This is a genomic window from Streptomyces sp. NPDC002730, from assembly GCF_042888805.1.
In the GTDB taxonomy this organism is placed as follows: Bacteria; Actinomycetota; Actinomycetes; order Streptomycetales; family Streptomycetaceae; genus Streptomyces.
The window spans coordinates 13,036-23,279 of record NZ_JBIAQG010000002.1 but is presented as its reverse complement, the minus strand read 5'-3'; the positions used below and the strand labels follow the sequence as shown (position 1 = coordinate 23,279).

Here is a 10,244-nt window from a genome sequence, read left to right as displayed (position 1 = left end):
AGCGGGTTAGCGTGGTGGGCCGACTACGGGGCGGGGTGTCCTCGGTCCGAGGAGATGCGCGACATGACCCAAGCCGACGGCGCCACTGTGCTGGTCGTCGACGACCTCGAGGCCAATCGCTACGCCATGGGCGCGGTGCTGCGCCGGGCAGGCCACCGGGTCGTGTCCACCGCGAGCGCCGGCGACGCCCTGATCGAGCTCGATACGAGACTCAGGTCGGGTGCGTTGCCGGACGCCGCGCTGGTCGACATCGGCCTGCCCGACATGAACGGCTTCGAGCTCTGCCGCCGGATCAAGGCCCATCCGGTGATCGCTGCGATGCCGGTGGTGCACTTCAGCGCCGCGGCGATCACCCCGCGCGACCGCAGCCGCGGACTCGACGCGGGTGCCGACGCCTATCTGACGGTCCCGGTCGAACCGGAGGAGATCGAGGCGGTGATCAGGGCCGCGCTGCGCGGGGCCCGCTCCCGTCACGACGCCGAGGCGCAGGCGGGCCGGCTGACCCGGCTCGCGGCCGCGATCACGGAGCTGCACTGCGCGCACGGCCCGCAGGAACTGGCCGATCTCGCCGCCGCCGCGACCGCCTGGCTCACCGGCGGCCCGGCGGCGGCCTTCGTCTTCGGCGCCGAGGACACGCTGTACGCGGGCAGTCCGCGGCGCTGCGACTCCCCGCCGGACTCCGGCGCCCGCACGGCCGTGGCTCAGCTGCTGCAGCGGTGCATGGCGGGCCGCTCGGGTGTACGTCCCGTGATGGCGCCCGCGCCCCTGTGGCCGCCGGGATTCTTCGTCCCCGAAGTCCCCGGCGGCGCAGCCCTGTTGCTGGCCCGCAGCCAACCCGGCCGGCCGCCGGTCTGTCTGGCCCGGCCGGCCTACGCCCCCAACGACCCGGACACGGCACATCTGCTCGGCCGTCTCGCCCACGCCACCGCCCTCACCGCCGGGACACTGCGCACCGCCGCCGAGGAACGCCATGTGGCGCTGACCCTGCAACGCAGCTTCCTGCCCCAGCAGCCGCCCGCCCTGCCCGGCGCCGACCTCGCTCTGCGCTATGTGCCCGCCTCCCGGAACGCCGAGATCGGCGGGGACTTCTATGTCGCCCTCTCCACCCCCGCCGGACTGCTGGTCGGCGTCGGCGACGTGGTCGGCCACTCGCTGGACGCGGCGACCGTGATGGTCGAACTTCGGCACGCCCTGCGCGCGTACGCGACCGACGAGAGCGACCCGGCCGTGCTGCTGCACCGCCTCGACCGGATGCTCCAGCGCTACCACCCGGAGGCCACGGCCACCGTCTGCCTGGCCCTGATCGACCCGGTCACCGGCCGCGCCCGGATCGCGAACGCCGGCCATATCCGCCCGCTGGTCGTCACGGCCGACGGCGAGACGTCCTACCTGACGGTCTCCGGCCCACTGCTCGGCCTCGACCTGGAGCGTCCGCATCCGTCCACGGTCCAACTGACATACGGCGACCGGCTGTTGATGGTCACCGACGGACTGATCGAGACCCGCGGCACGGACCTCACGGTCTCCCTCGAACGACTCCGCCACGCCGCGGCCCACGCGCCGCGGGGCGTCGCCGCTCTCTGCGACACCCTGCTGGACTGCTTCGGCACCCGGGAGGACGACGTCGCGCTGCTGGCCCTTCAGCTGACCGGCCTCGGCTGACGGGCCTCGGCTGACGGGCTTCAGCCGACCGGTTTCATCTGACCGCCTTCTCCAGCAGGATCACTCCGTAACGGCTGCCGTCCTTCGCCACCTTGCCGGGCTCCTCACCGGCGACGCGGTAGCCGGCAGCCTCGTAGTACGTCCGCAGCGCGGGATTGTTCGACAGACAGTCGAGCCGTACGAACTCCCGCCCGGTATCGGCGATCCGCTGCTCGGCGTGCGCGAGCAGCAGCCGGCCGAACCCGGGCGGAGCCGCATCCCGGTCGATCATCAGCCGGTGCACATACCCGGCCACGGGGGGCTGGATCCCCCAGGCGGGCTGGTCCTCCCACCACAGTTCGTACGCCCCGATCGCATCGCCGTCCGCGGTCTCCGCGATCCAGACCTCCCCCTCCTTGATCCAGTGCCGGAAGTGGTCGGCATCCTTGTCGCCGGGCTTCCACTGGGCGATGCCGTTGAGCTGCATCCAGCGGGCGGCCCCGTCGAAGAGAGCGACGAGGGTTTCCACATCGGTGTGGGCGGCGAGCCGACAGATGATCTTCATTCCAGCATTATTGACGGGGTCATGGACACTTGCATAAGGGTGGGTCCCGCAACTGCCCGACCAGGCCCTGATCGTGCCCCGACCATCTTTTGTCACCCGTGCTGGAGCGCCCGATGCCGCAGATCACCGTCGACTACTCCGCGAACCTGGAATCCTCCTTCGACCGCCGGGGCTTCGCGCTCGCGCTTCACCCGCTGATCGTCGAGACGATCGACACCGAACTGGACGCCTGCAAGACGAGGTTCCGCCGTGTCGACGAGACGGTCGTGGCCGGAGGTACGCCCGACGACGCCGTCATCCACATCGGTATCGCCCTGCTGCCGGGCCGCGCCCCCGAGCTCAAGGCGCAACTGTCGGAAGTCGTCCTGGACCTGCTGGCAGGCCATCTGAAGCCGGCCGAGGGCGTTGTGCCCGTCGTCTCCACCGAGGTGCGTGACCTGGAAGCGTCCTACCGCAAGCGCTGAGTCGGCACCTTGGAGAGCGAGGGCGCCAGCGTCATGAGCCGGCCGACCAGATCGCCGAACGGGCCGTCGGCCGGCTCGTCCACGAGGACGCGGATCAGGATGCCCGCCATCTCTTCGTCGTACGCCGCACTCACCGCGCACAGCGCCGCGAAGTCGTGCACCAGCTGCAACTCCAGCTCGGCGCGCGGAATGCGCCGCCCGTCCAGCCAGAGCAGCGCCGTCGACTCGGCGAGCGACACCCAGGACCGTACGACCAACTCCAGGCGCGCCGGCGGAGTGCCGATCCCCAGATGGGCCAGGATCTGTTCGTACGCCGCCTGCCGGACCTCGTCGATCATCGCGTTCGTCGCCGAATCCGCGCCCCTGGAGCAGGCTCCGCCCGCGGAGACCGCGGGACCGCCCCGCATCAACGCCGAGAACCCGGGCCCGTGGTCGTTCACAAAGTCGAAGAACCGTCCCATGACCCGCAGCAGCCGCGCCCCGAGCGGCCCCTCGGGCGGCTCCTGGAACCGCGCGGCCAGCTCGTCGGCGGCTCGCCGCAGCGCGGCCTCGTACAGGCTCTGTTTGCCCGGGAAGTAGTGGTAGACGAGCGGCCGCGAGATTCCGGCGGCCGCGGCTATCTCGTCGATCGAGACATCGTCGGGCGAGCGGTTGCTGAACAGGTCCAGCGCCACACGGATCAGTTGCTGCCTGCGCTCCTCGACGCCCATCCTGCGGCGTACCCCGGTCGTCATGCGAACACCCTAACGGGCGGCGAACGCATATCGGGCCGACGGGTCGAGGCTCTACGACATGACGTCGACGTACTGGCGGGTAGACCGCAGCGACAGAGGTGAGCCGGAGATTCCGGGAGCCGCTCAGTGCAGCGCACCCACCCGACGGCCGTCCTTCAGGCGGCCGTTCAGCTCCGCCCGTGCACCCTCCTTTGCCGGTACCGCCAGCAGATGACCCTTCGCGCTGCCGTCCACCCCGCCCGAGGTGGCCAGCGATGCGAACTGCTCGCTTCCCGCCGCGAGTACGAACCAGTGCCCCGCCTGCGACTTCCACAGCACGCCCGCCAGCACCCGCGGATCCCGCACTCCGCAGGACGGCGAGTCCTCGGCCCGCGCCGCGATCGCACCCGGCGCACCCGCCTGTGCTCCCGGCGCGTGGAACTGCGCCATGGCCCGGCTACCCGTACCCCGCCAGGTCTCCGCTCGCGTGCACAGCCAGGCCGCCGTGCCGTTCGACTCGGGCAGCGACTGCTGTGCGTACTGCCACGAGTTGACGCTGCGCACGCCGTGCGCGCGCACGCCGGGCAGCAGACAGGCCGTACGGGCCCACGAGGCGCGGGCCGCCTGACCGGTGACGTCCTTCGGGGCGGCCGGCGGCCCTGAGGTGAGCCTGGCCGGGGTCAGTTCACCGAGGTCGGTCAGCAGCCGGTCGGCCGTTTCGTCGCGCACCTCCAGCACGTCCCAGGACCGGCAGTCCCGCGCCTGCGCCGGGCTCGTCAGCGGGCTGGTCACACCGTCCGTGCCCCGCTGGAGGGGACGCGGACTGCCCGCCGGGTCGAGCAGATCCCGTACGGACGTCTTGCGCACCCAAGGAGCCGTCAGATAGCGGACACTGCCGTCGGTACGGCCTGCGACAATCGCGGCCGAGGAGGCGGCGTCGGCGCCGTCCGTGCGCGCGAAGTCGAGCGCCACACCGCCGGTGCCGTCCTTCGGCTCGGCATAGCGGACCACGCGCAGCCCGTCGTGGAGCAGCACCACACGTGCCTGGTCGACCTCGCCCGCGAACAGCAGCTGCGGCGAGCCCATCGGCGGGCCCGGGGGAGTGCCTGGGGTCGCGGAGACCTGGACCGCGCTGCCGGGCCTGGCCCAGACGGCGAGCGCGCGGCGCAGCAGCGCGCGGTCCTCGGTGAGACCGCCGCGGGCCGGCCAGACGGAGAAGTCGGTACGGGACGAGCGCTGCCACGCCGTGGCGGAGACCAGCGTCAACCGGGCCGGGTCCAGGGCGGATTCGGCCGCGGGGTTACGTGCGTACGGCGGCGCGGCCGCACCGTCCGGGCCCCAGCCGTCGCCCGGCAGCCCGAGCAGCCCGCCGCACACCGCGAGCGCCGCGGCCGCCACCATGGCCGCCTTGCCGTGCTGGCGGCGGCGCATCAGATCGGTGGGGCGCGCCTGCAGCGAACACGGGTCGAACTCGGAGGACTCGAGAAGAGCCGCAGCGCCCCCTCCCTCGGCGCCCCTTCCCTCCGTGCCCTCTCCACCCCGGCTCTCTCCCGCCGCCACCGGGTCCATGCCGTCCGCCTCGGCCAGCGCGGCCCGCGGATCACCGACCCCGGCCGCACCGAGAGCCTGCTGCACCTCGGCGTCGGGCAGCCCCTCCAGGCCGCGCAGCACATAGGCCGCCCTCGCGGGCCCCGAAAGCGCGGAGAGGCGCTGGTCCAGAGCGAGTTCATCGGCACCGCCCGAGCGCGGGAAGACCCGTAGACCCCACACATGCGGCAGCAGCGGCGGGAGCTGCGAGCGCTTCGGCCAGGCCAGCCGCCGCAGCGGGAGTCCGGCCTCCAGGGCCTGGCGCAGCACCCTTCCCCGTACATACGCATAGCCGGGGTCGGCGTCGCCCGGCGCCCGCCGGGAGGCCGGGATCGCCGTGTCCATGGCGTCTGTGGCGCCCGCGGGAGCGGTGCGGCCGCGCGGCAGCGAGCGCTGAGCGAGGGCGTGCGCGGTCAGTACACGGCGGTTGCGGCCGAGTGACGGCGGCAGTACGAGATACGCGATCCGTACGAGCCGGGGGTAGTGCTCGACAAGGGCCGCTTCGGCCTGCTCGACCTCGACACGGCCGGCGATGGGGGCGGGAGCGGGAGCGGGCGGGGTGACGACATCCTGTGGGCGCACGTTCAGCAGAACGAGCGAATCGTCTTACGGTCACCAGGCCCAGGAGCTCAGCTCGTCGCTGTCAGCCGTTCCCGGATGCGTTCGACCGCCTGGTCCGGGACGCCGAGCCCCTCGCGCACGTACCGCTCCATCGTGCCGTGGCGGGCAGCGACCGCGTCCAGCGCCGCCGCCAGATACTCCGGGAACACGCCGATCATCGCGAGGGCGGTCTCCGGGTCGCCGCCCTGTGCGATGAAACCCTCGACGAGCGAGGCGAAGGCCTGCCGTACCGCCGGATTGACGGAGAGGTACTCCGCCTCGACGGTCTCCGGCGTCGCGCCGAGGAGAGTGAGCAGGATCGTCGCCGCCCAGCCGGTGCGGTCCTTGCCCGCCGTGCAGTGGAAGAGCAGCGGTCCCGCGCCGGGCTCGGCGAGTTCACTGAGGAAGGCGCCGTAGGCGTGCCGCGCGGAGTCGCTGATGACGAAGGCACGGTAGGCGTGCGTGAAGAGCGCCTGCGCCCGGCCGCCGCCCAACTCCCGCCCGGCGACGGCCGGATCGCTCAGCACCTGCTTCAGCTGGGCCGCGACCGGCATCCGGCCGAAGGCCACCTGGTCGGCGAAGACATCGGCGAGCAGCAGCCGCCCGCCCTCGGGGACGTGGTCGGGGCGGGCGCGGCGCTCCGCCTCGGTGCGGAAGTCGACGACCGTACGGATCCCCAGCGCGGCGACGACCGGATCGGCGGCGGCGTCGAACCGGTCGAGCATCCCGGAGCGGAAGACAAGACCGGGGCGTACGGAACGGCCGCCGGGCAGCGCAATGGAGCCGAGGTCGCGGAGGTTGGCGACGGTGTGGGCGGGGATCGCGGTCATGGCGGGAAGGCTCCCTGACTGATCGTGCGGTCGATATCTACCGAATAGCCATGCTTTCTGCGGAACGGTAGTCGACGGTCACGCCACCGGCGCGGCACCGGCTGTGCCGGTGCCGCAGGGCAGCGGATCATCCCGCGGTGACCGACCAGCCGCTGAAGTGCACCGTGCCCCTGGCCCCGCTGCCCCCGCTGGTCGCGCTCATGAAGAGCCCCACGTCCTGGACGGCGGCGGACCCCGGCACGGAGACGGTGGCGACCGTGCGCCAGGTGGCACCGCCGTCCGTGGAGCAGGCGCCGGTGAAGGAGGTCCCGGCGTTCCGGGTGAGCCGCAGCAGCACCGGGGCCTTGATACCGGTGATGCGCCGGTACGTGTCCAGGGTTCCGTCGGCGTTCGTGTCGTACGAGAGCACGATGCCCTGGCCGGGCGTCGCGGCCAGATTCAGGAACCCGGCGTCCCCCGGCTTCGCCAGGCTGTTGCGTACGACAATGCCGGACCGGGCCCAACTGCTGGTGTTCTCCTGGGAGTCCACCCGCAGGACGACGCTCACACCCTCCGTCAGCGCGCCCTCCCGGTAGGCGGTGCCGAACTGTGTGGTTCCCCTCCACAGGTCGTTGCCCGCGCCATTGATCGCGAAGCGGTCGCCGACCTGCCCGAAGACGGCCGCGTTGCTGGTGAAGGTGCGCCACTCGGGATCCAGCGGTGCCGCCAGCTGCAGCTTGCCCTTCTGCGTGACAGCCACCCGCTCCTCGCCACGCGGTCCGTACTGCGTGCGCAGCTCGTAGTCCATGGCGACCAGCGGCTCGGTAAGCGGTTCGGGGGGCGCCGTCACCCGCCAGGAGACCGTGCCGGTGCCGCCGGCCGGCACGCTCTTCAGGAAGGTCGGGCCCTGCGGCTCGGCGGCCGGGCCGGTCAGGGCCAGGTCGACGCGGCCCGTGGAGCGCAGCCCGTTGAAGTTGCGGAAGGTGGCGGCGACGGTGCCTGTGCTGCCGGGGGTGAAGGCGGGCGGGTCCGCGGTGACGGTGACGAAGCCCTGGTACGGGGCGGTGGCGAGGGTGTCGTACACGCGCCGGGCGGTGCGGTACGCGTCGCCCGTCGGCCGCACCGGATAGGCGCGCCGGTCCTTTGTCCATGCCTCCTCCGCCGGATACCAGTCGAAGGACTTGGGTGCGCGGCCCTCGGCCATCGCCGCGGCCTGCTCCTCCAGATACGCCTCCCACTGCGGCACATGGACGTCGTTGATCAGTCCGTGCCAGTCGCGGTTGGCGTAGTTGCTGAGCTGGTTGGCGGCGGCCCGGTCCGCCCAGGTGGTGAGCAGCACACGGGCGGTGCGCTCCAGCTCCACCGCCTCGGCCGGACCGGTGGCCAGCCGCTTGGCATCCTCCAGCCAGGGACCGAGCAGGAACGAGCGATGGCAGCCGGCCATGGTGTCGCTCAGCCGCATCAGCTTCAGCCAGAGCGCGGACAGGGCACGGAAGGTGTCCACATCCTTGTCCAGGTAGGCGGCGCGCAGCGGGAGCTGGAGCGTGCGCGAGCGGTTGGCGAGCGCCTGGCGGGCCAGATCGGTCACGTCGTGGCGGTACGCGTCACAGTCGCGCAGCGCATGCCGTACGTCCAGCAGCGCGGCGAAGGCCCGGTCGAACCCGGCCGGGTCGAAGGCCGTGCCGATGGAGGAGGTCATGCTCGGTCGGCGGCAGAACAGCGAGTCGTACGGGCGGCCGTCGGTGCTGGTCAACTTGTACGCGGTCGCGGCGAGCGCGGCGAAGGCGGTGCGCGCGGAGCGGTCCTCGCCGCCGTAGCGGACATCGGCGTACTGCTCGAACCACGCGTCCCGGTCGATCTGCTCCTCGCGCCAGGCGAGCTCGCTGAACAGCTCCAGGGCTGCGGGATCGCGCTCGGCGGCCTCCGGCATGTACGCGGTGCCGGCCAGCGCGCTGCCCGGCTTGTCGCGCCAGGCGGTGAACTTCGCGGTCCACCGGTCGGTGTTCGCGCCGATCGTCGTACGGCCGCCGAAGTTGGGGATGGTGCCGAAGGCGTACGGCGCACCGCCCCACTCCGTCTCCCGGTCGGTGACCGTGTCCAGGTCGGAGAGACCGTCGACGATCAGCACCCGGTCGGTGTCGATCGCGCCGAGCAGCGCGGGCCGCGGATTGGACTGCCAGCCGAGGATCACCCAGGTCGCGCCGGGACGGGCGCTCTGCAGGGACTTCTCGACGGCGCGGGCGGCGTCGGCCACCGGGACGTCCCCGGCGGTGCCGCCCTCGTGCAGCAGATCCATCTTGAAGTGGCCGACCTCGCCGAAGAGTTCCGCCTGGTGCCGGTAGAAGGCCGCGGCGACGTCGCTGAAGCTCGAGGTGCGCGGGTCGAGCCAGTCGGGGCGGCGCTTGCCGTTCCAGGTGCCCTGCGGGATGACGCGGGCGCCGGCGTTGCGGGCGACGAAGCCGTCCGGGACCGTCCCGAAGTAGCCGGGCAGGACCGGGTGCATACCGAGCTCACGCATCCGGTCGGCGATCTGTCTGCCGAGGCCGGCGCGTCTCTCGATGAGTTCGGGGCTGAGCGGGCCGCCGTACTCGCTCATGTTCTGCAGCAGCCACCACGGCTGGTGGGAGGGTGCGGGGAGCCAGCTGCGCGCCTCCGTGTCGGTGTACCCGAAGTCCTGCAGAAGCCGGTGGTAGACGGCCTCCTGGCCGGGGGTCACCAGCACCTCGTTGCAGCCGTGCAGGGCGAGGACGTCGAGCAGCCGCTCCCAGCGCGCCCAGTCGGCGTACGGGGCGGTGTAGCCGTCGTGCGTGTCGTTGAACGCGAACCGGTGCGGGACGGTCGCCGAGCGCTCGAGCGCGTCACGGGGTGCGGGCAGCAGTCCGGGCAGATCGAGCTGGCTGCCGGACCACGAGATGTGCGCCCAGCAGACGTATTTGAGGTACCAGTGGACTCCGGTGAGCAGCACGGCCGGACTGGTGCCCGCGACCTCGATACGGCCGGTGGAACCGGTGACCCGGAAGCGCTCGGGGCCTTCGAGAGCCCGCAGCCGGAACTGGCCGGCATGGCGGGGAAGCAGCCGCCGGAGTGAATCCTGCGCGGGTGTCGTGGAGAACACTTCCGCCGCGGCCGGGGCGGCTGCTCCGGCGGCTCCGGCCGCTCCGGCGGCGGACGCGGGCGTGTGCCCGGTTAACGCCGCGCCGATGCCGATCGCTCCGGCGGTGCCCAGCAGAGTACGTCTCGACAGCTCGTTCATCAGCACTCCTTACATGTTGTTCAAGTGACAACAGGTGCGTGCGTGTCGCGCAGGTTACCCGTCGTTCGGCTACCCGACAGGAGTGCGAGAGGGCACGATGGCCGGATGAGTACGAGTACGAACACCGGCGCGAGGCGTACGGCCCGGACAGCACTGGCAGTTCTGGTGCTGACCCTTGCCGCGGCCTGCGGAGCGGGCGATGACGGCGATGGGCGTGGCGGCGGCGAGAAGAGTCCCGAGCCGCCGAAGACAGCGACGGGCAGCCTGGAGCAGCTGGCGGCGAAGGCAGAGTGCAAGCCGAACATCCAGACGAATGCGGCCGAGCTGCGGCAGGCCAACTGCACCACGGGTGACGGCAAGTATGTGCTGGCCACCTTCGCCACCGACCGCGGCCAGCGTGAATGGATCAACCAGGCCAACGACTACGGCGGCTCGTATCTCGTCGGCAGAAAGTGGGTCGCGGTCGGCGACGCGAAGGTGGTCACAGCCCTGCGCGGCCGGCTCGGTGGCTCGGTGGAGACCGGCGCCCAGCATCACTCGGGGAGCAGCGGCGGCACCGGGGAGAGCGCGGGGGGCCACTCGGGGCACCACGGGAGCTGACCGCGCAAGTAC

8 protein-coding genes are annotated in these 10,244 nt (G+C 72.1%); 3 read left to right on the top strand and 5 right to left on the bottom strand.

The features are described from left to right. The first annotated feature begins 63 nt into the window (after positions 1-63). Positions 64-1,662: a SpoIIE family protein phosphatase gene (locus tag ACFYXH_RS05035; protein ID WP_389560713.1), complete on the top strand. Its 1,599-nt coding sequence runs from the start codon at positions 64-66 to the stop codon at positions 1,660-1,662. A gap of 34 nt (positions 1,663-1,696) precedes the next feature. On the opposite strand, the gene ACFYXH_RS05030 is transcribed toward ACFYXH_RS05035, so the two are convergent. Beyond that, a complete protein-coding gene (locus tag ACFYXH_RS05030) occupies positions 1,697-2,206 on the bottom strand; it encodes a GNAT family N-acetyltransferase (RefSeq protein WP_389560712.1) in 510 nt (169 codons plus the stop codon). A gap of 113 nt (positions 2,207-2,319) precedes the next feature. Here ACFYXH_RS05030 and ACFYXH_RS05025 point away from each other — a divergent pair, with 113 nt between their 5' ends. Beyond that, a complete protein-coding gene (locus ACFYXH_RS05025; protein ID WP_389560710.1) occupies positions 2,320-2,670 on the top strand; it encodes a 5-carboxymethyl-2-hydroxymuconate Delta-isomerase in 351 nt (116 codons plus the stop codon). Here ACFYXH_RS05025 and ACFYXH_RS05020 read toward each other — a convergent pair. From ACFYXH_RS05020 to ACFYXH_RS05005, 4 genes are all read right to left on the bottom strand, one after another. After that, the gene (locus ACFYXH_RS05020) at positions 2,655-3,404 is read right to left on the bottom strand and encodes a TetR/AcrR family transcriptional regulator (protein WP_389560709.1); all 750 of its coding nucleotides are present in this window, start codon (positions 3,402-3,404) and stop codon (positions 2,655-2,657) included. The two genes, ACFYXH_RS05025 and ACFYXH_RS05020, sit on opposite strands and share 16 nt — an antisense overlap. A gap of 123 nt (positions 3,405-3,527) precedes the next feature. Next, complete coding sequence (locus ACFYXH_RS05015) at positions 3,528-5,552, bottom strand: hypothetical protein (RefSeq protein WP_389560707.1); 2,025 nt, start codon at positions 5,550-5,552, stop codon at positions 3,528-3,530. Between the two features lie 47 nt (positions 5,553-5,599). Then, complete coding sequence (locus ACFYXH_RS05010; RefSeq protein ID WP_389560705.1) at positions 5,600-6,400, bottom strand: tyrosine-protein phosphatase; 801 nt, start codon at positions 6,398-6,400, stop codon at positions 5,600-5,602. 127 nt (positions 6,401-6,527) lie between these two features. Next, positions 6,528-9,632: an alpha-N-acetylglucosaminidase TIM-barrel domain-containing protein gene (locus ACFYXH_RS05005; protein ID WP_389560703.1), complete on the bottom strand. Its 3,105-nt coding sequence runs from the start codon at positions 9,630-9,632 to the stop codon at positions 6,528-6,530. A gap of 105 nt (positions 9,633-9,737) precedes the next feature. Here ACFYXH_RS05005 and ACFYXH_RS05000 point away from each other — a divergent pair, with 105 nt between their 5' ends. Then, positions 9,738-10,232: a hypothetical protein gene (locus ACFYXH_RS05000; protein ID WP_389560701.1), complete on the top strand. Its 495-nt coding sequence runs from the start codon at positions 9,738-9,740 to the stop codon at positions 10,230-10,232. Positions 10,233-10,244 lie beyond the last annotated feature (12 nt).

What these genes read in the sequence shown, in the direction of transcription:
- ACFYXH_RS05010 (WP_389560705.1), bottom strand. Translation starts at nt 6,400, where the DNA reads ATGACCGCGATCCCCGCCCACACCGTCGCCAACCTCCGCGACCTCGGC.
- ACFYXH_RS05000 (WP_389560701.1), top strand. Translation starts at nt 9,738, where the DNA reads ATGAGTACGAGTACGAACACCGGCGCGAGGCGTACGGCCCGGACAGCA.
- ACFYXH_RS05030 (WP_389560712.1), bottom strand. Translation starts at nt 2,206, where the DNA reads ATGAAGATCATCTGTCGGCTCGCCGCCCACACCGATGTGGAAACCCTC.
- ACFYXH_RS05020 (WP_389560709.1), bottom strand. Translation starts at nt 3,404, where the DNA reads ATGACGACCGGGGTACGCCGCAGGATGGGCGTCGAGGAGCGCAGGCAG.
- ACFYXH_RS05025 (WP_389560710.1), top strand. Translation starts at nt 2,320, where the DNA reads ATGCCGCAGATCACCGTCGACTACTCCGCGAACCTGGAATCCTCCTTC.
- ACFYXH_RS05035 (WP_389560713.1), top strand. Translation starts at nt 64, where the DNA reads ATGACCCAAGCCGACGGCGCCACTGTGCTGGTCGTCGACGACCTCGAG.
- ACFYXH_RS05005 (WP_389560703.1), bottom strand. Translation starts at nt 9,632, where the DNA reads ATGAACGAGCTGTCGAGACGTACTCTGCTGGGCACCGCCGGAGCGATC.